Below are 22,573 nucleotides of genomic sequence, written 5' to 3' on the forward strand. Positions count from 1 at the left end.
GAGGTCTGCGACGTTCGGCCGAAGTCTGCGAAGTGCGCAGCGATGCAGTGAGAAGGAGAAGCATGACCACCACGATCAACGACCCGAATGCCACCCCGGTCGAGCGACTCGACGCGCTGCGGGAGCACCTCGCCACCAACCCGGACTTCCCGCCCTTCGTGACGGAATCCAACAACCACGTCCACACCATCTACAGCTTCAGCCCGTACACCCCGGCCATGGCGGCGCTGCGGGCCCGCGAGGCCGGGCTGACCGTCGTCGGCTCGGTCGATCACGATTCGGCCGCCGGCGCCGCGGAGATGACGGCGGCCGCTGAGGCCGTCGGGCTCGGCTCGGTGACCGGCTTCGAGTGCCGCGTCTACGTGCACTCCGCCGACGACGTGGCGGCGGGTCGCGCCCCGTTCCACGACCGGAAACTCAACAACCCGGACACCGCCGGCATCGTCTACATGACGGTGCAGGGCATCCCCGCGTCGTCGCGCGACGCGGCGGCGGAGTTCCTCAAGCCCATCCGCGAGGCGCGGCTGAAGCGCACCGCCACCATGGTGGAGAACGCCAATGCGATCCTGGAGAAGCTCGGCGCCCCGTTGATCGATGTGGAGACCGACATCGTCGGGCGTTCGCAGTTCCTGCTCGGCGGCACGGTCACCGAGCGTCACCTCCTGGCCGCGATGGCGGACAAGCTGATCGCGCACTTCGGGCGCGGGGGGTCGCTGGTCGACGGGCTGGCGCAGCTGGGGCTGAACCTGTCCGACAAGGCCAAGGCGCAGCTGGCCGACGTCGACAACCCGCACCTCACCTTCGACCTCCTGGGCGTGATGAAGGCCGAGTTCCTCGACCAGATCTACGTCATCCCCGGGCGGTTCGAGGACGGCGGCGAATGCCCGACGATGGCTGAGGTGATCGCCTTCGCCAAGTCGATCGGCGCCATCCCGTGCTACGCGTACCTGGGTGACGTCACGGCGTCGCCGACGGGGGACAAGAAGGCGGAGAAGTTCGAGGACGACTTCCTCGACGAGCTCGTCGAGTTCCTCGGCGAGATCGGGATGCCGGCCATCACGTACATGCCGCCGCGCAACACATCCGCGCAGATGGCGCGGATCGCTGACCTGGCGGACCGCAACGGGCTGCTCGAGGTGAGCGGTGTGGACATCAACACGCCGCGTCAGGTGTTCAACTGCTCCGAGCTGCAGCGCCCGGAGCTGGACCACCTGAACGACGCGACGTGGGCGATGGTCGCCCATGAGCGGCTCGCCGAGCACGACCGTTCGCTCGGCCTGTTCGCCGAAAACTCGCCCTTTGCCGGGCTGCCGCTGAAGGAGCGCGTTGCGCGCTACTCCGCCGTCGGCCGGGAAATGGTCCAGGACGGCCTGTCCGTCGCCGACGCCGCGGCGCGGCTCATTCCCTGAGCCAGCCGCCCGGCTCAGAAACCGTTAAGGAGAAACCCATGACCATCACCACTATCGCCCCGATGGTGCGGGGCGCGTACCTCGCCCGGCACGGCGTCCCCGTCGTCCTCACGCTGAGCGACCCGGCCGAGCCCGCCGTGCCCGTCAGCCTCCAGGCGGCCTCGATCGACGAGCTGCCCGACGCCCTCCAGGGCGCCGAACTCCCCCTCCCCGCTCAGCTCGCCGTCGAGGTGGCGGGGGAGAGCTACTCGTTCGCCGTCGAGACCCTCGGCGACGTCTCCGTCCTGCCCGACGCGAAGTCGGCCGAGGCGCGTTCCGCGGCGTTCCGCTCCGAGGTGGTGGCCGGCAAGGTCGCCGTCGTGACCGGCGGCGCGCAGGGCTTCGGCGCTGAGATCGTGCACGGCCTCGTCGACTCCGGCGCGTTCGTCTACATCGCCGACCTCAACATCGACGGCGCCACCGCCCTCTCCCAGGAGCTGGGCACCGATCGCACCGCGGCCATCAAGGTCAACGTCGGCGACGAGGACTCCGTCGCCGCGATGGCTGAGGAGATCGCCCGGCGCACCGGTGGCCTCGACCTGGTCGTCTCCAACGCCGGCGTCGTGCGGGCGGGTCCGGTGTTGGAGCAGGAGTTGAAGGACTTCGCCTTCACCACCGACATCAACTACACGGCGTTCTTCCTCGTCACCAAGCACCTGGGTCGCCTGCTCGCCGCGCAGCACCGCACCGCGCCCGAGTGGACCACCGACATCATCCAGATCAACTCCAAGTCCGGCCTCGTCGGCTCGAACAAGAACGGCGCCTACGCGGGCTCGAAGTTCGGCGGCATCGGGCTGGTGCAGTCGTTCGCGCTGGAGATGGTGGAGCACGGCGTCAAGGTCAACGCGATCTGCCCGGGCAACTTCTACGACGGCCCGTTGTGGTCGGACCCGGACCGCGGCCTGTTCGTGCAGTACCTGCGCTCCGGCAAGGTACCCGGCGCCACCACCGTCCAGGAGGTCCGCGACTTCTACGAGGCCAAGGTGCCGCTGCGTCGCGGCACGTACGGCGCCGACGTGATGCGCGCGGTGTACTACATCGTCGAGCAGGCCTACGAGACGGGCCAGGCCATCCCGGTCACCGGCGGTCAGGTCATGCTGAGCAGCTAGGGCTGGGTGAGTACGTCGTCGCGGTCCGTCGGGTCAAGCCCGGCGGACCGCGATTGCGTTCTGGGGGATGAAAGCTGAGGTCGTCCCGCCTGCGCTGGGCAAGGCAGGTAGCGCGTGAGGCCGTGCGGGCCGAGCCCGGCAGGCGGTTCTCGGGTTGCTGCTGGGTTTGGTGCCGTCCTTGGGCATGAAGTCGGCACTTGAGCCGGGCGCGATGTTTCAGTGCTGGGTTTGGTGCCATTGACGGGGTCAAACCCAGCAGTGAGCTGCGACGGAGTGCTGGGGGTCGCCTGCCGGGGCCGCGGTCGCGCCGGCCTGCCGCGGTTGCTGCCTTGTCCAGCTGCACCCGATGCCACCGAAGCCTCAGCGCAGCGTCAGGTCCTAGCTATTGTTGTGAGGTAGGACAAAACACTGGAGAGACATGTACCCCGAGCGATCACCCCAGCCCGATCCGACGCTCGCGCACCGCCGCGCCGCCCGCACCCTCACCCTGCGCCGCGCCGACGGCACGCCCCTCGCCGACGCCGAGGTCACCGTCGAGCAGACCCGGCACGAGTTCGGGTTCGGCTGCATCGGCTTCGACTTCCTCCCGCTCCACAACAACGAACTGGAGCCCGACGGCGACGAGGCCGGCCGCCTCACCGCGCTCGCCGCACTCTGGCTCGACGTCTTCAATTGGGCCACCCTGCCCTTCTACTGGGGCCGCTTCGAGCCCGAACGCGGCAAGCCCCACACGGAGGAGCTCCGCCGCACGGCTGAATGGTTCGCACGGCACGGCGTCACGCTCAAGGGGCACCCGCTGGTGTGGCACAGCGTCGACGCGAAGTGGCTGCTGGACCTCAGCACCGACGAGATCGAACGCGTGCAGCGCGAGCGCATCCGCCGCGATGTCGCGGATTTCGCCGGCCTCATTGACATGTGGGACGCCATCAACGAGGTGGTCATCATGCCGGTCTTCACCGCGGAGCAGAACGGCATCACCCGGCTCGCGCGCAAACTCGGCCGCGTCGGCACCATCCGCCTGGCGTTCGAGGAGGCCCGCGCCACCAACCCGTCGGCCACGCTCCTCCTCAACGACTTCGACATGTCCAGCGCCTACGACACCCTCATCGAGGCGGTCCTCGAGCGCGGCATCCACGTGGACGCCATCGGCCTGCAGAGCCACATGCACCAGGGCTGGTGGGGCCCGGAGAAGACCGAACGCATCCTGGAGAAGTTCTCCCGCTACGGCCTTCCGCTGCACTTCACCGAGATGACGCTGGTCTCAGGCGACCTCATGCCCAAGCACATCGTCGACCTCAACGACCACGTCGTCGCCTCCTGGCCCACCACCCCCGACGGCGAGGCCCGGCAGGCCGAGGAACTCGAGGCGCACCTGCGGCTGCTGTGGCAGCACCCCAGCGTCGTCTCGGCCACGTATTGGGGGATCTCCGACGTCGACGCCTGGCTCGGCGCCCCCGCGGGGCTGGTGCGGCTCGACGGCACCCCGAAGCCGGCCTACGACGCGCTGCGTCGCCTGGTGAAGGAGGAGTGGTGGACGCCGCCGGCCACGCTGCGGACGGACGCCGAGGGTCGGCTCGCCGTCGAGGGGTGGAAGGGGCGCTACCGGGCTGTCGCTGATGGGGTCGCCGTGGACTTCGACCTCGTCGACGCCCAGCTTGAGGACCTGACGCTCCGCTGAGGCTTCGGCGGCGTCGGGTGAGGCTGGACAAGGCAGCAAACGCGAGGCCGGCGCACCGCACACTCGGCAGGCGACCCCAGCACTCCGTCGCCCTTCATTGCTGAGTTTGACCCCGTCTATGGCGCGAAACTCATCACTCAAACCAAGGGCCCAGCGCCGGTGCTGAGTTCATGCCCAAGGACGGCTTCACACTCGGCAGCCGGCCGAGAGCCGCCCGCCGGGCTCAGGCTCTGCGGTCTCACGCGCTAGCTGCCTTGCCCAGCGCAGCCGGAGGCAACCTCGGCTTCCAACGCTCAAGCCACACGATCACCACTCCCGCTGATAGCCCAGGAAGCGCGACGACGGGCGGCAGCCGTCAGGTCGACCAGGTTTGGCCTCAAAGACGCGGCCTCGCGACAGGCGGCGCGGACCGCAGCCCGGCAGGCGACCCCAGCACACCGTCGCCCTTCACTGCTGAGTTTGAGCCCGTCCATGGCACAAAAGTCAGCACTCAAACCAAGGGCCCAGCGCCAGTGCTGAATTCATGCCCAAGGACGGCATCAAACTCGGCAGCCGGCCGAGAGCCGCCCGCCGGGCTCAGGCTCTGCGGCCTCACGTGCTGGCTGCCTTGCCCAGCGCAGGCGACAGGCGACCTCGGCTTCCAACGCTCAAGCCACACGAGCACCACTCCCGCTGATAGCCCAGGAAGCGCGACGACGGGCGGCAGCCGTCAGGCCGACCAGGTTTGGCCTCAAAGACGCAGCCTCGCGACAGGCGGCGCGGACCGCAGCCCGGCAGGCGACCCCAGCTCGCCGTCGCAATTCAGTGCTGAGTTTGACCCCGTCCATGGCACAAAAGTCAGCACTCAACCAAGGGCCCAGCGCCAGTGCTGGATTCATGTCCAAGGACGGCATCAAACTCGGCACCCGGCCGAGAGCCGCCCGCCGGGCTCAGGCTCTGCGGCCTGACGCGCTAGCTGCCTTGCCCAGCGCAGGCGAAAGGCGACCTCGGCTTCCAGAGCTCAACCCGCAGGAGGGCCCGGAACTGACACCCGTCAGCCGCCGGGCCCTCGTCCCGGGCCGCGGTGTGTAGGTCAGCGGTGCTGCTGGGCCATCCACTGCCAGATGTGCTGACCGTTGTGCTGGGGGTCGTTGCGGGCGACGTAGATCCAGGACCAGTGCCCCATGAACTGGTGGCCCTGCCACGTCACCGTGTCGTACAGCGTGACGATGTCGTCGTCGATCAGCGCCGCCGCCCGCCCGGTGTTGGGTTCCCACGGTAGGACGGTGTCGTCCTTCGAGTGCACCAGCCACGTCGGGGTTGAGCTGACGCTCTGCAACTCAGCGTCGGTGAAGAAGTTGGGCGTCGCACCGGGACAGATGGGGACGATGGAGGCGAACTTCTCCGGGTACTCGACCGCCATCTTGAGCGACATGTAGCCGCCGTTGCTGCAGCCCAGGACGTGCACCCGCTGCGGGTCGATCTTGTGGTTCGACGCGAGCAGCTCGTTGACGAGCGCGGCGATCTTCGGCGCGAAACCGTCGCCGTCGGTCATCCACGCGCTGGGCGACTGCGGGGCGACGACGTACGCGCCGCCGAAGATCTGCTGCGCCTCCGGCGTCACGAAACCGACTGCGCCACGGTTGCCGCGCAGTTGTGCCTCGTTCGTCTGGCGCGCGCCCATGCCGCCTTCGCCGCCTCCGTGCAGCCAGACGATCAGCGGGTGCTTGCCGCCCTGGCCGTGGCCGTTGTGCCGGGGGGTGAACAGACGGTAGTTCAGCCCTGAGACGGAGGTGCCGTAGCTGAAGGCGTCCACCTCGGGGTTCATCAGTTCACCTTGGACGAATCGGGCGATCGTCACCTGGCGCCGGTTGCGCAGCCGGAGCGGGGCGTTCTGCGTGATCGTGTAGGTCAGGTTGAATTCGACGTTGCGCCCGGCCGGGACCGTGTAGCCCAGGGTGGCGCCCCCTGGAACGCCCTCGGCGGTTGCCAGTTCGAGGGTGATGTTGCCCCGGTTGTCGATGCGGGCCCCGGTCACGTCGCGTTCGACGTCGTAGGTGCCGAGGGTGAGCTGGTTCGAGGAGGCCTGGAGCGGGCTCTCCGCCCGTGCACGCACCGAGAAGGTCTCGAGGGTCAGGCTCGTGGGGTCGAACTGTCCGAGCGCGCCGGCCCGGATGGTCAGCGACGTCACCTGCTCGCCGCCGTCGAGCACGGTCGCGTTCAGGTCGAAGCCCACCGAGGTGGACGCCGAGGCCACCTGCGGGAGGGCGGCCACTGCGGGGATTGCTGCGGCCGAACCGAGCAGGGCACGTCGTGTGAGGGGTTGCATCATTCCGAGACTCCTTCGTCTGGGCTGGGATTTGTCCAACGCATCCGCCGTGGGCCTCGTCGTGGAGGTCGTGGCGGACATGATCATTACCCGGCCTCGTGGGGTGCAGGACGGAGGGCCGCTGCATGATCGGACGCATCGGCGGCACAATCGGTCGTCGCAGGGCAGGGCTTGGCGCCACGTCCAGCGCTGGAGGGCTCAGGATGTCCGGCAGCACGGTGCGCGTCGGAGCTGATCCGGCCAGCCGCCCCTCCCCAGGACGGTGGCCATCTGGCGGGCGGCGGCGCATGCTTCCTGATTCGCGCCGGTCCAGCCGTAGCGCAGGGTCCGGCTGTCGTCCTGCACGACATTGAGGTTGTCCCGGTCCATGTCGCGCGTGGCGTCCTGGTGGTCGGCCAGCCCGTCGAGTTCGAGGATGAGCTTGTAGTCGCGGTAGATCCCATCCACACGTCCGGCCTCGCGGCGAACCTGGCGCTCCGGGATGGGGAGGCCATGAGGGACGAGGACGTTGGTGTGGAACCGCCACTCCAGCGCGCTCTCGATGCCCTTGGCTGCTTCGGTGCAGAGTTGGGCCAGGACAACACGGTGCCCGACGCGCGACCGGCCGTCGACGGCCTCGCTGATCCGCTGGGTCGTCGTCTTGTCCTTCGCCAGTGCCCTGGCCACTGCGCTGACGGTTTCGTTCTCGTCCCCAGTGTCGGCGATGTCGAGGAGCGCCTCCTCCACCGACGTCCGAGGCAGCGTGTACAGCCGCCTGCGCTCGCCTCTGCGGAAGGTGATGCGCCACTCGTCTAGGGCGAAGTCCTGATGGTCGGTGGGGACCCAGATGGTCACGTCGGTAGGAGCCTCACGGACGATGTCGTACACGTGACCCGCCGCACGGCCGCCGACCGCCGCCTCCTTCCCCCCTCGGAGGATTCCCGCCCAGGCGGCCGCTGTGAACGACGGCGCCCCGAGGAGGTACAGCCCTTGAGCCACCGGCCGCCAGCCCTGCGCCATGCGTGAGATGACCTTGCGGCTCAGCCCGCCGTCGAGGAGTTGCCGCGTGCTGAGCACCCCGGCCTGGTCTGCGGCCAGTTTCTCGAGGGATGAAGAGAGATGTTGTCGATGTCGCACGGCGCCAGTCTGTGCTCGCGTGGGTGCGATGGGGAGGGGATGGCGGCAACGGACAACACCTCAGGGGCAACTGACAACACGAAGGTCCTCTGGGACAACACTTGGCGCGGGTTGGACAACACCCTGTGTGGCCTGAGCCCGGCAGGCGACCTCAGTTCGCCGTCGGGTTTCATCGCTGAGTTTGAGCCCGTCTACGGCGCCAAATCCAGCACTGAGGCCGAGCGGTCGACGCCAGTGCTGGGTTTGTGTCTGAGGACGGCATCAAAGCCAGCAGTGACCTGCAGTCGCCTGCCGAGTTCCGGCCGAGCGGGGATCACGCGCTTGCTGCCTGCCCAGCGCAGGTGATGGCAGCCTCGGCTTGCAGGGCCTGACCGCTGGCGGACACAAGTCGCCTGCCGAGTTCCGGCCGAGCGGGGAACTCGCGGTTGCTGCCTTGCTCAGCGCAGGTGACGGCAGGCTCGGCCGCCAGCGCCTGACCCGGGACGAGCTCATGTCCGCCCGAGCGCCCCAGCCCTGGCGACCTCCGACGGGGGGAGTTGCGGCCGAATCCGGTTGCGCTGACAGAGGCAGCAAACGCGGAGGCGGGTGCCGCCCCCGGCCCGCCAGGCGACCCCAGTTCGCCGTCGGGTTTCACCGCTGAGTTTGAGCCCGTGTATGGCACCAAACCCAGCACTGAGACCGAGCGGTCGACGCCAGTGCTGGGTTCATGTCCAAGGACGGGGCTAAACCCAGCACTGACCTGCAGTCGCCGGCCGAGCGGGATCGCGCGGTCGCTGACGGGCGGCGACCGAGCCTCGCGTCAGGAGGCGACCACGGCGGTGGTGCCCCGCAGGATGAGCTGCGTCGGCAACTGACGGTGCGGGTCCGTCATCTCGCGCCCGGCCAGCAGGTCGAGCAGCATGCTCAACGCCATCGCGCCGATCGCCTGCAACGGCTGGGCGACGGTGGTCAGACCCTGCCGCGCCGCCTCAGGCACGTCGTCGAAGCCCACGACGGACAGGTCCTCGGGGACCCTCAGGCCGCGAGCGTGGGCCGCTGCGATCACCTGCAGCGCCGACACGTCGTTCGCCGCGACGATCGCCGTCGGGCGGTCAGGGTCGTCGAGCAGCCGTGCGGCGGGTTCGGCAGCGCCGACGGCGGTGTAGTCGCCGGACAGCACGTGCCTCTCGTTGAGGGGCACCTTGGCCGCCGCCATGGCCTTGCGCAGGCCGGCCTCGCGTGAGACGGCGGAGGCCAGGTCGTCGCGGCCACCCAGGTAGCCGATCCGGCGGTGCCCCAGCCCCAGTAGGTGGTTGACGGCGGACCGCGTGCCGCCCTCGTCGTTGACCGAGACGGCGGGCCGGGTGAGGTCCAGCCGCTGCGGGTCCACGGCCACCACCGGGAAGTTCCCGGAGGTTGCCTCGACGCTGGGCGTGACGATGATGGCGCCGTCGATCAGGCTGCCGGCCAGGCGACCCAGCAGCTTCTGCTCCCAGCCGGTGGGGGCGTGCGGGTTGTGGGAGGCGCCGGCCCAGGCCATGATCTCCAGATCAGTGCCCTCGGCGGCGGCGCCGACGCCCTTGAGGATCTCGGCGGAGTAGGGCTCGAACTGGCTCACCAGCACCCCGACGACCCCCGTGCGGCGGGCGCGCAGCGACTGGGCCCCGATGTTGCCGACATAGCCGAGCTCATCGATGACCTGCTGCACGCGCTGCTGGGTGTCTGCGGCGATGCCGTCGCGCCCGTTCATGACCTTCGAGATCGTCGATACCGACACGCCCGCGGCGCGGGCGACATCAGTGATCGTCACTCGACGCATGAACCCTCCCTCCACAGACCGTACACGTGCATGTCAGCCCCATCAGCCCTTGACGGCGCCGCTGAGACCGCCGACGATCCGGCGCTCGAAGATGCTGAAGAACAGCAGCGCGGGGAGCATGGACAGCGACGTGAACGCCAGCACCGCGGCGGTGTTCACCGAGTACTGCGACGCGAACGCCTGGACGCCCAGGGGGAGGGTGTACTTCTCCGGGGAGCTCAGGATGAACAGCGGCAGCATGTAGTTGTTCCAGGCGCCGATGAACGCCAGGATGCCCGTCGTGATGACGCCCGGCAGCGACAGCGGCAACACCATCCGGAAGAAGAAGCCGACGCGGCCGGAACCGTCGATCATCGCGGCCTCCTCGATCTCCTTGGGGATGGCCCGCAGGAACGGCACGAGGATGATGACGGTGACGGGCAGCGCGAACGCGATCTGCGGCAGGATGATGCCTGCCAGGCTGTCGGTGAGCCCCAGGGTCCGGATCAGGATGTACAGGGGCGTGATGGCGACCGTCAGCGGGAACATCAGCCCTGCGGCGAACAGCGAGAACAGGGCGTTGCGGCCCCGGAACTGGTAGCGCGCGATGACGTAGCTCGCGGCCAGGGCCAGCGCGACGCAGCCCACCGTCGTCAGGGTGGCGGAGATCGTCGAGTTGCCGAACTGGATCCAGAACGTGCTGGAGGTCAGCACGTCGGTGTAGTTCTGCAGGATCCACGGATTCGGCAGGCCGGACGGATTCGTCGTGATTTGCGCGTTGCTGCGGAAGCCGCCGAGGATGATGTACAGCACCGGCCCGATGCACAGCGCGATCAACACCGTGGCGAGCAGGTAGAGGCTGGGGCTACCCCAGGGGACGCTGGAACTGCTCTGCCTCTTGCCTCCACGGGGGCGGCGAGCGGCGCGGCTACGTTGAGTGAGGGCGGCCTGGGACATCAGTTCTTGTCCTTTCCGGGCTTCTCCGTGAGGGCGCCCTCGGTGTCGCGGCGCAGCACGAAGCGCTGGTAGGTCAGAGCGATGACCAGCGAGATCAGGAAGATGACGACGGCGACGGCGTTGCCGTAGCCGTAGTTACCGGCGAGGCGGCCCTCACGGACCATGTAGGTGGCCATCGTCGAGGTGCCGGCGGTGTCTGCCACGTACTGACCCCAGATGATGTAGACGAGGTCGAACAGCTGCAGCGAGCCGATGATCGACAGGAACGCCCAGATGCGGATGGTGGGGCCGAGCAGCGGCAGGGTGATGGCGCGCTGGATCTGCCAGTAGGACGCCCCGTCGACGGCGGCGGCCTCGTACAGCTCGTCGGGGATGCCCTGCATGCCCGCGAGCATGAGGATCACGGCGAAGCCGATGTACTTCCAGGAGATGATGATCATCAGGGTCCAAATGGCGATCTTCGGGTTCGCGATCCAGTCCTGCTGGAGCGCGTCCAGGCCGATCTTGCCGAGGAAGTCGTTGATGGCTCCCGTGCTCTGCAGCATCAGGGACCAGCCGGTGCCGACGATGACTTCGGCGATCACGTAGGGAACGAAGATCAGCACCCGGATGACGGAGCGTCCCCGGACCTGTTGGTTGAGGAGGAGGGCGAATCCGATCGCGATGGGCCCCTGCATGATGAGGGACGCGATGACGATGAACCCGTTGTGCTGCACCGCGGAGAGGAAGAGACCGTCGGTGAAGATGGTGACGTAATTCTGCAGCCCGATGAACTCGGTGGGCGGGCCGAAGCCGCGCCAGCGGAAGAAGCCGTAGTAGGCCGCCATGACCACGGGGAAGATGACGAAGCCTACGAACATCACGATCGCAGGGCCCGCGAGGAGCATGATCTCCGCGCGCTTGAGCCAGTCAGCCCGTGCTCGGCGCGGCCGGCCGGCCCGGGCCGGCGCCGTGGAGGCGCCGACCCGAGCAGTAGTGGTGGTGGTTTCAGTCACGACCGGCCTCCGTGTCAGCCCTTGGCGGCGGCGGACTCGACTGCGGACACGATGTCCTCAGGCGTGCCCTGGCCGGCGAGCATGTTGACGACGCCGGCGTTGAGCGCGTTGCCCACGTTCTGGCCCAGCAAGGTGTCGAGCCAGACCGTCATGTAGGCCGCGTTGGAGTAGGCGCCGAGGATGTCCTTCAGCGCGGGGTCCTCCACCGCGTCTGCCGCGTCGCCGTTGGCGGGGAGGGTGTTGAACGCCGTGGCGTAGGCCTCCTGGTTCGCCTTGCTGGCGTAGAAGTTCAGGAAGTCGGCGCACTCGGCGGGGGAATCGATGTGGCAGGCGTAGCCGTCGGCGCCGCCCATCATCGCCGTCGGGTCGCCTTCGCCGCCCTCGACGGCCGGGAACGGGAACCAGCCGAGGTCGGGCAGCGGCTTCTCGTCGGGGGTGAGGGAGGCGATGACGCCGGGGTTCCAGGCGCCCATCAGTTCCATACCGGCCAGGTGGTTGGCGACGAGGCCGGCGGAGCTGCCCGCGCCCTGCTGGGCGGAGGTGGTGAGGAAGCCCTGGTTGAACGGCTCGGTGTCGGCGAACTTCTTCAGCTGCTTGCCCGCTTCGAGCCAGCACTGGTCGGAGAAGTCGAGCTCTGCGGCCTTGTTGATGGTGTCCTGGCTGCACTGGCGCAGCACGAAGAAGTAGTACCAGTGGGCTGCCGGCCAGGCGTCCTTGCCGCCCAGCGCGATGGGCTCGACGCCCGATTCCTTGAGCTTGGCGACGGCGTCGTTCAGCTCGTCCATGTTCTCGGGCGTGCCCTCGATGCCGGCCGCCTCGAAGAGGTCCTTCGAGTAGTAGATGCCGCCGGGCAGGAGCGAGGTGGGGAGGCCGTAGATCTTGCCGTCCACGTTGAAGGTGTTGACGATCGCGTCGCCGTAAGCCTCCTTGGTCTCGTCGGAGATGGCGTCGGTGATGTCCATGATCTGCTGGGCCTCGACCATGTCGGCCAGCTTGCCGCCGCCACGCGCCATGAAGATGTCGGGCGCGTCGCCGGAGTTGAGCGCCGTCTGCAGGCGTCCGTCCATGTCTTCGTTCTGGATCACCTGGATCTCGAAGGTGACGTTGGGGTTCTCCGCGGTGAATGCCGCAGTTGTGTCCTCCCAGTAGGCCTTACCGGGGCCTGTGGTGGAGTTGTGCCAGAAGCTCAGGGTGACGGGTTCGCCGCCGGCAGCTGAGCTTGCCGCGTCGCTGGGCGCATTGGTCTCGCCGGGCTCAGTCGCCCCGCCGCCGCACGCGCTCAGCAGGAGAGCCGCGATCGCGGTTCCGATGAGGGCCTTCTTCATGTGTGGTTCCTCCCAGTCAGCATTGACTTTGATGGCATTTAGTTGTGCCGTGAGACTAATCCTGGCAAGCTAAGTGCACGATGTCAAACGTTTTCGGTAACGTTTTCGTAACCGACTCACTCACTCGATGACGATGGAGCACCACATGAACCCCTGGGCAAACACCGAACACCCCCTTGACGAGAGGGTGGACGCCCTGCTCGACGAGATGACGCTCGCCGAGATGGCCGGCCAGCTCGGCGCCTTCTGGCCCCGGCCGAAGGAGCGCGCGGAGGGCGGCGGCGAGGTCGCCCCCATGGAGTCTGTGATGTCGAGCGGCGAGTTCGAGGAGGTCAGCCGCGACGGCTTGGGCCACCTCACCCGCGTGTTCGGCAGCGCGCCCGTCTCAGTGGAGGAGGGGGTGGGGAACCTGGCCAGCTTCCAGAGCCGGGTCGTCGAGCACTCCCGCTTCGACATCCCCGCCATCGCGCACGAGGAGTGCCTGACCGGGCTCACCGCGTGGCGAGCCACCGTCTACCCCGCGGCCATCGCATGGGGCGCGACGTTCGACCCGGCGCTCATCGAGGAGATGGCCTCGGCCATCGGGCAGGACATGGCCGCGCTCGGGGTCCACCAGGGCCTGTCGCCGCTGCTCGACGTGGTGCGCGACTACCGCTGGGGCCGCGTCGAGGAGACCATCGGCGAAGACCCCATGCTGGTGGGCACCGTCGGCACCGCCTACGTGAAGGGTTTGCAGGGCGCGGGCGTCCTCGCCACGCTCAAGCACTTCGTGGGCTACTCCGCCTCGCGCGCCGGCCGCAACCACGCCCCGGTGAGCATCGGCACCCGCGAGATCGAGGACATCCTCCTGCCCCCGTTCGAGATGGCGGTGCGCGAGGGCAAGGTAGCCAGCGTCATGAACTCCTACTCGGACCTCGACGGCGTGCCCGCCGCCGCCAGCCGCCACCTGCTGACGCACGTGCTGCGCGATCGCTGGGGCTTCGAGGGCACCGTCGTGTCCGACTACTGGTCCGTCAGCTTCCTGCAGGCGATGCACCGCGTCGTCGACGACCTCACCGAGGCCGGCGCGCTCAGCCTGCACGCGGGCATGGACGTGGAACTGCCCGAGACCGGCGCGTTCGGGCACCTAGCGGAGGCCGTCGAGCGCGGCATCCTTGCCGAATCGGACATCCGCCAAGCCGCCCGCCGCGTGCTGCGCCAGAAGATCCAGCTCGGTCTGCTCGACGACGGCTGGGACCCGGCCACGGCCGGCGCCGCCGTGCACCTCGACAGTGAGCGCAACCGCGACATCGCCCGCCGCGTGGCGGAAGAGTCCATCGTGCTGCTCGCCAACGACCAGAACCTGCTGCCGCTCCAGGCGAAGAGCATCGCGTTGGTCGGCCCCATCGCCGACGACGCCCTGACCTTCCTCGGCTGCTACTCCTTCCCGAACCACGTCATGCAGCGGCACCCCGACATGGAGATGGGCCTGGACATGCTGTCGCTGGCCGACGCCCTGCGCGCGGAGTTCGCGGGGGCTGAGGTCGCCGTCGAGCGGGGCGTGCCCATCCTCGAGCCCGACACCTCCGGGATCGCCGCCGCGGTGGAGGCGGCCAGGAACGCCGAGGTCGCCGTCGTGGCGGTGGGTGACAAGGCCGGCATGTTCGGGCACGGCACCTCCGGCGAGGGCTGCGACGCCGTCGACCTCCGCCTGCCCGGCGCCCAGGCCGACCTCGTCGAGGCCGTCCTCGCCACCGGCACCCCGACGGTGCTGCTCGTGGTCTCGGGTCGTCCCTACTCGCTCGGCGCGTTCGCGGACCGGGTGGCCGCCATCGTCCAGGCCTTCATGCCCGGAGCCGAGGGCGGCATGGCGATGGCAGGGGTGCTGTCCGGCCGCGTGAATCCCACCGGCAAGCTGCCCGTCGGCATCCCGAACCATCCGGGCGGCCAGCCCGGCACCTACATCGCGCCCCCGCTGGGCTGGTTCTCCGACGGCGTGTCCAACCTGGACCCGCGGCCGCTGTTCCCGTTCGGCCACGGCAGCTCCTACACATCCTTCGAGATCTCCGATCTCCAGCTCTCCGCCAGCGAGGTGCCCGTCGACGGCGAGCTCACCGTCACCGCCACCGTCGCCAACACCGGCGACAGGGCGGGCGCCGAGGTCGTCCAGGTGTACCTCTCGGACCTCACCGGCCAGGTGGTGCGCCCGCTGAAGCAGTTGGTCGCCTATGCGAAGGTCCCGCTGGAGGCGGGGGAGTCGCGGACGGTCACGTTCGGCCTGCACGCGGATCTGATGAGCTTCACGGGGCTGGCCAAGACCCGCATCGTCGAGCCCGGCGCCATGGAGGTCAAGGTGGGTGCGAGCAGCGAGGACACGCCGCTGGTGGGCGCCTTCACCCTCACAGGCGCGGTGCGCGAAGTGGGCGAGGGTCGTGTCCTGGTCCCGTCGATCTCCCTAGGCTGATCCCATGGCATTCTTCGACCTCACTCCCACCGAGCTGGCCACCTACGCGCCGGAACTCGACGAGCCCGCCGATTTCGACCAGTTCTGGGCCCGCACCTTCGAGGAGCACGGCTCCGGCCCGCTCGACTTCACCTGCGAACCCGTCGAGACGCACCTCGCGGTGCTGGACGCGCTCGAGGTGAGCTGGCTCGGCTTCGACGGCCACCGCGTCTACGGGTGGCTCGCGCTGCCCCGGGGCATCGAGGGGCCGCTGCCCGCCGTCGTGCAGTACACCGGTTACTCCATGGGCCGCGGCATGCCGTTCGAGAACATCCACTTCGCCGTCGGCGGGTACGCGCAGTTCGTGATCGACGCGCGGGGTCAGGGATGGCGCAACGGCAGCCCCAAGCCGGGCAGCGAAGACCCGGGGCTGCGGACGTCGGGCAGCGTGCCCGGCGTCATGACCGCCGGCGTTCTGGACCCGGAGGGCTACTACTACCGTCGCCTGTTCGTCGACGCCGTGCGGTTGGCCGAGGCCGCCGCCGGCCACGAGCGGGTGGATGCCGACCGGTTGTTCATCACCGGCGGCAGCCAGGGCGGCGCCATGGCGCTGGCGGTGGCCGGGTTGGCTCGGCACCGGGGCGTGCGGATCGCCGGGTGCGCGGCCGACGTGCCGTTCATGTCGCACTTCCGCCGGGCCATCGGGCTGACCGACGCCTATCCGTACAAGGAGGTCGCCGACTACCTGGCGGTCTACCCGCAGCGAGCCGAGCAGGTGATGCGCACGCTGTCGTACTTCGACATGATGTCGATGGCCGCGCGGGCGGAGTCGCCTGGGCTGTTCTCGGTGGCGCTGATGGACCAGATCACCCCGCCGTCGACGGTGTACGCCGCCTACCACCACTACGCGGGCGAGAAGGCGATCGAGGTGTACCCCTTCAACGGCCACGAGGGCGGCGGCGGGTACCAGGTGGAGCGGATCCACCGGTGGCTGGCTGAGCTCAGCGGCTAACCGTTTTCCGACTGCGGAGTTCCTGGGCATACACGCCCAGGAACTCCGCACTTGAGTGGGGCTTTCTCGATGGCGGGTTGCTCCGCGCTGGGGGGAGTGTTGTCTGAGGACGCTGAGGTGTTGTCCGTTCCCGGTCGGGTGTTGTCCGTTCGCTCGAAACGCTGGCTGTTGCTCCGACGGCGCGCTCAAGGTGGGCGTATGCGACCTCGACAGTCTCTACCCCCACCCCTCCGGCGCCTCGCTGACGACCAATCAGGAGTACTCACCACCGCACAACTGACCGACGGAGGGCTCAGCCAGGATGTGATCTCGCGCATGGCGCGAGACTGGCACCGCGTCGCCCAAGGTCTGTACCTGCTCGACCCGCCGTCGTTCCTCGGCGCGGCCTGGTCGGGCGTTCTCCGGGGCGGCGCTGACGCGGCGGTCGGCAGCCGGGCGGCCGGATTCCTGCACGGCGTGGTCCGCGACGAGCCCTCGGACGTGACCATCTGGGCACCGCGCGAGCACCTGGGGTTCGCGGTCGGCGAGTGGAGCGTGCGGTTCCGGAGGTCCAGCCGTCGCGGGCGTCTCACCCCGCGGCGCACCAGCGTCGAAGAGACGCTGCTGGACATCGCTGACGAAGCAGACGAGAACGAGGCCGTCTCGGCCCTGGCCCGTGCCTTCGCACAGAAGAAGACGACACCGGGGCGCGTCCTGGCGACGGTGGGGAAGCGGAGGGCCGTCCGGCACAGGGCTGTGCTGGAGGAATTGTCGACGGCCGCTGGGAGGGGCATCGAGTCGGCCCTCGAGTGGCAGTTCCACCGGAAGGTGCTGCAGGCCCACGGATTGCCGCTGCCCGACAGGCAGGTCCAGCGCGAGGCGGGCCGCGTCGACGGCATGTACGAGGAATACGGCCTCATCCTCGAACTGGACGGTCAGCGTGACCACGGCAACTGGTCCCGCGACATGCGCCGCGACAACGCCAACATCGTGGACGACGACAGCCGCACGCTCCGTTACGGCTGGCACAACACCAATGACGAACCCTGTGGAGCGGCCACCCAGGTGGCGACCCTCCTGCGTCGCGGAGGTTGGTCAGAGCAGATGCAGCAGTGCCCCGCCTGCCCGGCCGTCGAGACCCAATGAACGAGACCCAATGACAAATGGAGTGCGGACCTATCGGGTGAAGTCACCCGGTAGCTCCGCACTCCAACAGATCCCTGGCCCGGCGCGGGCTCAGAGGACGACGGGAGCCCAGTTCGGATCGCGCCCGATCAGGGCCACGAGGCGCTCCTCAGGGGTGTGCGACTCGTCCAGCACGACGGGGGTGCCGAACTCGCCCGAAGCGCCCAGCGCCTCGGCGATGGGGGCCATGCCCTCGACCATCCCGGCCACCACCTCGGGTTCCCATTGGGCGTCCTGGCCGGAGGCCTTCGCCAGGTCCCAGCGGTGCATGAACAGGTCCGACAGGTAGAACTGCTCGAGCACCTGGCCGAGCGTCTGGTCGCCCTGGCCGACGTCGATGACGCGGGCCACCTGCTCATCGTCTTCGACGAGGGCCTGCACGTTGGCGGTGTGCTTCCACCACGCGGCGAGCACGTCGTCTCCCACCTCGACGGTGGGCAGTTCCACCCCGGCTCCGTTGAGCATGCCGGGGAGCCAGCCCATGAGGTGGGCCAGCACGTCGCGGGCGCGCCATTCCTGCACGGGGGTGGGTGCGTCCCAGTCGGTGACGTTGGCCGCAATGGCGGCGAGCTTGCCGGCGAGGGCGGAGTGCTGTTCGGCGATCTGATTGGTCATGGCAGAAGCGTACGGGCTGCGAGGCGAGAACTCGGGCGTCGGCCTGTGGACAGTCTGGACAGGGCGCCCCAGGTGACCCCGGACCCAGACAGAATGCCCTCGGATCCGCTAACGAGAGGGAAGATCCATGGCGAAGAAGTTTCTCAGCGCCGCAGCAACTGCGGTGCTGGCACTGGGGGGCGCAGTGCTCCACCGGGCGGGCAGGTTCACCGGCACCAGGATCCCCATGAAGTCCACGAAAGCCTGGCTGGGAGCGGTCATCGCCGCGGCCCTGGCCGTGACTGGTCTCGCTTTCGGCTCCCCGGCAGCGCAGGCGACGGCGGGGGAGGAGACCATCAAGCTGTGCGGTGGCGTCCCCACCGACGGCTCCACCTGCTCCATCGCGATCGATTCCCAGTTCCTCACCACCAGCCCGGAGGAGGGCGTCACGCTGCAGGTGTCCGTCCGCGGCGTGCCCGGCGTGACCGTCTCGCTGAGCGCGATCGTCTACGAGGTCCGCGACGCCGACAACCGGGTGATGTTCGCCCCCCTCTCGGACCCGGTCATGGTCACTCCCAGGAAGGTCAAGGCGACCGACACCGTCGGCGTCGCACGCGCCAGCATCAAGACGCGCGCGTTGCCCGGCGAGTACACCTCGCAGGCGACGATCGCGGTGCAGCCCAGCGATTGGCGGCCCGTGCGCGGCATGGTGCTCAACTCGGCGGACCGGTACGCAGGGATGGACCGCGTCTCCCTGGTGAGCAAGCGGCCCCGCGACCGCGGCTTCGAGGCAGCCCCCACGAAGGACGGTGCGTTCACGCGCCTGCTGTACAACGCGTCGAGCTCGGGGCGCTACAGCGTGCAGCTCAAGCAGGGCACGAAGTGGGTCCCGCTCGACGCCAACGGGCCCGTCCAGGGCGCCGGGGCCGGCATCACGAAGCTCCGCGGGCAGCTCCCCGTCGGGCTGGTCTCCGGCCGCTACGAGATGCGGGTGGTCAACGTCACCCACGGCGAGACCGGCCTCACCCCTGTCGGCACGCCGCAGCAGTTCATGGACTGGAAGCTCGCCATGGACAGCAAGCTGTTCAACGTCTACACCACCCCCGGCACGTGGGACCTCAACGGCCGAAAGTGGCGCACGACGTGCGAGGCGTACTCCGCCACGGAGCGGTGCCGCACGGAGATCTGGGCCACCCAGATCCTCTACCAGGCGGGCACGTTCAACCGGCTCGACGGCTGGGCGTTCAACAACCTGACGTACAAGCCGTCGCCGCGCGCGCTGTGGAAGGGCAACCCGGTGGGCGGCAACGGCACCGTCGGCTACAAGGGCGAGTGGACCGCCACGGACGGGCGGAGGTGGCGCGTCGAGTGCGACACCGCCACCTCAGGCCGCAACGGTTGCCGCGCGTACGCGATGGCGAAGGTGGCTGAGCCGGTGTCGGCCGGCGCAACCACCTACCGCGTCGTGGACACGTGGCTCTTCAACAACATTGTCCAGTTCACCTGATCCACCTCGCATCGACGACACCCGGAGCGGCAGCCTGATGGCTGCCGCTCCGGCCCGTATATGGGCCCCCTCCCGGCCGATTGTGCGCACAGACCGACAGGTTGTGCTCAGGCGGCGAGCGCCTCTCCGGACGGCTGATTGAGTTTCTCGCGGTAACACGCGGCCGTCCGGCCGCGTCCCACTCGACGAGGAGAAATAGATGAAGGTACTTCAGCGTGAGGGTGCAGGGGGGCATCCGATGAAGCGCTCCGCCGTGCGTGTCCTGGCTTTCGCCGGCGTCGCGGCCATGGCTCTTTCGGGTTGCACCGCAGCCCCGGCGCAGCAGGGGACCCAGTCCCCGACACCTTCGGCTGCGCAATCGGTCAGCGAGACCACCACCGGCGATTACACAGAGCGTGAGGTCACCGACGGCACCACCACCTTCAAGGTCGTCGACAACCCTGGTGACGGCCCCACCCTGTCGTACGGCGCCGAGAGCGGCGTCACCCTGCTCGAGGAAGAGATCGAGGGTGCGACGTACGCGTTCAAGGACATGAACGCCAACGGTGAGCTGGACACGTGGGAGGACTGGCGGGTCGACGCCACCGAACGCGCCGCCGACCTCGCCGGCCAGATGTCGGTCGAGCAGATCGCCGGCCTCATGCTGTTCAGCTCGCACGAGCGCACCCCTGCGGACGGCCTCACCGACGCGCAGAAGACCTACCTGTCCGAGTCCAACCTGCGCGCCGTCCTCAACGCCGCCGGCAGCGACGCCAAGGTCACCGTGCCGTGGGTCAACGAGATGCAGGCGTTCGTCGAGACCCTGTCCACGGAGGACACCCCCTACGTGCCGGTCAACTTCGCTTCCGACCCGCGGTCGACCGCCGGCTCCGGCGGCTACAACGCCGATGGCGCCGACATCTCCCGCTGGCCCTCCAACTTGGGCCTGGCGGCAACGTTCAACGCGGAGCACACCCAGAACTTCGGTGAGATGGCCTCTGCTGAATACCGTGCGCTGGGCATCTCCACCGCGCTGAGCCCCCAGATCGACCTCGCCACCGAACCCCGCTGGCTGCGCGTCGGCGGCACCTTCGGTGAGGACGCCGCCCAGGCGGCCGAACTGGCCGCCGCCTACGTCGACGGCTTCCAGGGCACCGGGGGCGAAGACGCTTGGGGGACGGAGTCCGTCAACGCCATGATCAAGCACTTCGCCGGCGACGGGCCGGGCGAGGGTGGCCGCGAGGCCCACACCGACGCCGGCAAGTACGGCGTCTACCCGGGCGACAACCTGGCCGAGCACGTCTCGGTCTTCCAGGGTGCGCTCGACTCCGCAGCAGTCATGACGGCCTACTCGATCGCGCTGGACGCCGACGGCGAGCCGCTGTTCGAGGACCGCATGGGCACGGCGTACGACGCCAGCCGCATGGCGATCCTCCGGGAGGACAACTCCTACCAGGGCGTCATCGTCACCGACTGGGGAGTCATGACGGGGGCCAAGGACGAGGGCGCCTTCATCGGCACCGCGTGGGGCGCGGAGGAGCTCAGCCCGGCGGAGCGATACGTCGAGGTGCTGGGCACCGGCCACGACATGTTCGGCGGCGTGAACGACGCCACCTTCCTGCTCGAGGCCGCTGACCTGTGGCAGCAGAAGTTCGAGGCCGGCGAGCTCGAGATGGACGCGGAGACCCGCTTCCAGGAGTCCGGCGCCCGCATCCTTACCATGTTCTTCAACCCCGGCCTCTACGAGAGCGCCTTCCTCGACCCCGAGCAGTCGGCCGAGACACTGGCGAGCGAGGACAAGGTGGAGGCCGGCTACGCCGCCCAACTCGATTCGGTGGTCATGCTGAAGAACGACGACGGCACCATCGCCGCGGCCGAGGCGGCACAGTGGTCCGACAAGACCGTGTACATCCCCCAGTCCTACGACGTCGGCACGGCGAGCATCTTCGGCGAACCGGCCTACACCGAGGGCCCGACCATGGACCTCGACGTCGCTGCCAAGTACTTCTCCAAGGTCGTCACCGACGAGGTGGAGAAGGATGCTGACGGAAAGGTCGTCGGCTACACCGCGCCAGACCTGAGCGATGTCGACCTCGTTCTCGTCGGCATGGACAGCCCCGTGGCCGGCGCCGTGTTCGGCAACTCGGGCTTCGACGCCGCGACCGGCGAGTGGTACCCGCTGTCCTTGCAGTACCGTCCCTACACCGCCGACGGCGAGAACGTCCGCAAGGTGTCGATCTCGGGCGACCTTCTCGAGGACGGCACCAAGCAGAATCGCTCCTACTTCGGCAACACCTCGCGCATCTCCAACGAGGCCGACCTGGATTCGTTCGAGCGGGCCGTCGCGGCCGTCGAAGCCAGCGGCAAGGACATCCCCGTCGTGACCGTCCTCAAGGCGGCCAACCCGGTCATCCCGGCGGAGTTCGAGGCGAAATCCGATGCCATCGTCGTCGGCTTCGGCACGAGCGACCAAGCGCTGATCGAGGTCTCCCTGGGCCTGTACGAGCCCAAGGGCCGCCTGCCCATCCAGTTCCCCGCGGACATGGACACCGTCGAGAAGCAGTTCGAGGACGTCGCCAAGGACGTGACGCCCTACACCGACGCCAACGGCAACGCCTACGACTACGGCTTCGGCCTGAACTACGCCGGCCCCATCGCCGGCTGACCCACCCCACCGCCCGGGTGGCGGGCCGAATCCCCTTCCGGCCCGCCACCCGTTCCCGGCACCGGGACCCGCCCGGAGCCACAGACGATAAGGAACAAGAAGTGAAGACCAACAAGATTCTGACCACCGGACTCGGCCTCCTGTTCGCGATGACCGGCGCCCTGGGCGTCACCGCCTGCTCCGCCGGGGACGACGCCGCCGCCCCCGCCGCCAGCGCGCCCGCCGCCAGCGAGGTGGACGTGGCCGAAGACCTGGAGAACGCCCGCCAGACCGTGCTCGAAGCACTCAAGGACGACGACTGGAACCAGGTCATGCTGGCCAGCGACGTCGAGGCCCCCACCGTGAAGTACGGCCTGCTCGTGATGCCCTACAGCTTCTCGGAGAAGACCTCCCGCGTGCAGGGAACCATCGAGATCAAGGACGGCAAGTTCACCATCGAAGCCGATTCCGCCGCCGACGACAAGACCTGGCAGATCGACCAGGACGGCGAAATCTCCGAAGTTTCCGAGTAACCGCC

The 22,573-nt window shown here is 68.7% G+C and carries 16 protein-coding genes; 9 read left to right on the forward strand and 7 right to left on the reverse strand.

Annotation, left to right across the window (positions count from 1 at the left end):
* Positions 1–62: 62 nt before the first annotated feature.
* The 3 genes from ACZK4S_RS12335 (at position 63) to ACZK4S_RS12345 (ending at position 4,235) form a co-directional block, all read left to right on the forward strand.
* Positions 63–1,409, forward strand: coding sequence for a PHP domain-containing protein (locus ACZK4S_RS12335; protein ID WP_463644463.1), 1,347 nt, complete (start codon positions 63–65; stop codon positions 1,407–1,409).
* A gap of 38 nt (positions 1,410–1,447) precedes the next feature.
* Positions 1,448–2,557 carry an SDR family NAD(P)-dependent oxidoreductase gene (locus ACZK4S_RS12340; RefSeq protein ID WP_076062662.1) on the forward strand — a complete coding sequence of 370 codons (1,110 nt, stop codon included), beginning with the start codon at positions 1,448–1,450 and terminating at the stop codon, positions 2,555–2,557.
* Positions 2,558–2,975: 418 nt separating this feature from the next.
* The gene (locus ACZK4S_RS12345; RefSeq protein ID WP_463644464.1) at positions 2,976–4,235 is read left to right on the forward strand and encodes an endo-1,4-beta-xylanase; all 1,260 of its coding nucleotides are present in this window, start codon (positions 2,976–2,978) and stop codon (positions 4,233–4,235) included.
* A 1,072-nt stretch (positions 4,236–5,307) separates the two neighbouring features.
* Here the strand turns inward: ACZK4S_RS12345 and ACZK4S_RS12350 are convergent.
* The 6 genes from ACZK4S_RS12350 to ACZK4S_RS12375 form a co-directional block, all read right to left on the reverse strand.
* Positions 5,308–6,546, reverse strand: a complete 1,239-nt coding sequence (locus tag ACZK4S_RS12350) for a prolyl oligopeptidase family serine peptidase (protein ID WP_463644465.1) — start codon at positions 6,544–6,546, stop codon at positions 5,308–5,310.
* A gap of 195 nt (positions 6,547–6,741) precedes the next feature.
* On the reverse strand, positions 6,742–7,659 hold the full coding sequence (locus ACZK4S_RS12355; protein WP_463644466.1) for a type IV toxin-antitoxin system AbiEi family antitoxin domain-containing protein: 918 nt from the start codon (positions 7,657–7,659) through the stop codon (positions 6,742–6,744).
* Between the two features lie 799 nt (positions 7,660–8,458).
* The gene (locus ACZK4S_RS12360) at positions 8,459–9,457 is read right to left on the reverse strand and encodes a LacI family DNA-binding transcriptional regulator (RefSeq protein ID WP_463644467.1); all 999 of its coding nucleotides are present in this window, start codon (positions 9,455–9,457) and stop codon (positions 8,459–8,461) included.
* Positions 9,458–9,499: 42 nt separating this feature from the next.
* Positions 9,500–10,393 carry a carbohydrate ABC transporter permease gene (locus ACZK4S_RS12365; protein ID WP_076062674.1) on the reverse strand — a complete coding sequence of 298 codons (894 nt, stop codon included), beginning with the start codon at positions 10,391–10,393 and terminating at the stop codon, positions 9,500–9,502.
* On the reverse strand, positions 10,393–11,388 hold the full coding sequence (locus ACZK4S_RS12370; RefSeq protein ID WP_233120791.1) for a carbohydrate ABC transporter permease: 996 nt from the start codon (positions 11,386–11,388) through the stop codon (positions 10,393–10,395). Before ACZK4S_RS12370 ends, ACZK4S_RS12365 begins: the two co-directional genes overlap by 1 nt.
* Before the next feature lie 14 nt (positions 11,389–11,402).
* On the reverse strand, positions 11,403–12,713 hold the full coding sequence (locus tag ACZK4S_RS12375) for an ABC transporter substrate-binding protein (RefSeq protein ID WP_463644468.1): 1,311 nt from the start codon (positions 12,711–12,713) through the stop codon (positions 11,403–11,405).
* Between the two features lie 145 nt (positions 12,714–12,858).
* Between ACZK4S_RS12375 and ACZK4S_RS12380 the strand changes: the two genes are divergently transcribed.
* The 3 genes from ACZK4S_RS12380 (at position 12,859) to ACZK4S_RS12390 (ending at position 17,272) form a co-directional block, all read left to right on the forward strand.
* A complete protein-coding gene (locus tag ACZK4S_RS12380) occupies positions 12,859–15,156 on the forward strand; it encodes a beta-glucosidase (protein ID WP_463644469.1) in 2,298 nt (765 codons plus the stop codon).
* 4 nt (positions 15,157–15,160) lie between these two features.
* Positions 15,161–16,147: an acetylxylan esterase gene (locus tag ACZK4S_RS12385; protein WP_463644470.1), complete on the forward strand. Its 987-nt coding sequence runs from the start codon at positions 15,161–15,163 to the stop codon at positions 16,145–16,147.
* 315 nt (positions 16,148–16,462) lie between these two features.
* Positions 16,463–17,272: a putative endonuclease domain-containing protein gene (locus ACZK4S_RS12390; protein ID WP_463644471.1), complete on the forward strand. Its 810-nt coding sequence runs from the start codon at positions 16,463–16,465 to the stop codon at positions 17,270–17,272.
* A 90-nt stretch (positions 17,273–17,362) separates the two neighbouring features.
* Here the strand turns inward: ACZK4S_RS12390 and ACZK4S_RS12395 are convergent, their stop codons facing one another.
* Positions 17,363–17,926 (reverse strand): maleylpyruvate isomerase N-terminal domain-containing protein, encoded by a 564-nt coding sequence (locus ACZK4S_RS12395; RefSeq protein ID WP_463644472.1) that lies wholly within the window; start codon positions 17,924–17,926, stop codon positions 17,363–17,365.
* 127 nt (positions 17,927–18,053) lie between these two features.
* Between ACZK4S_RS12395 and ACZK4S_RS12400 the strand changes: the two genes are divergently transcribed.
* The 3 genes from ACZK4S_RS12400 (at position 18,054) to ACZK4S_RS12410 (ending at position 22,568) form a co-directional block, all read left to right on the forward strand.
* Complete coding sequence (locus ACZK4S_RS12400; RefSeq protein ID WP_463644473.1) at positions 18,054–19,412, forward strand: hypothetical protein; 1,359 nt, start codon at positions 18,054–18,056, stop codon at positions 19,410–19,412.
* Positions 19,413–19,611: 199 nt separating this feature from the next.
* The gene (locus ACZK4S_RS12405; RefSeq protein WP_463644474.1) at positions 19,612–22,056 is read left to right on the forward strand and encodes a glycoside hydrolase family 3 N-terminal domain-containing protein; all 2,445 of its coding nucleotides are present in this window, start codon (positions 19,612–19,614) and stop codon (positions 22,054–22,056) included.
* Between the two features lie 101 nt (positions 22,057–22,157).
* Complete coding sequence (locus ACZK4S_RS12410; RefSeq protein WP_076062697.1) at positions 22,158–22,568, forward strand: hypothetical protein; 411 nt, start codon at positions 22,158–22,160, stop codon at positions 22,566–22,568.
* The last annotated feature ends 5 nt before the right edge of the window (positions 22,569–22,573 follow it).

The organism is Tessaracoccus zhenghani, from assembly GCF_055326325.1.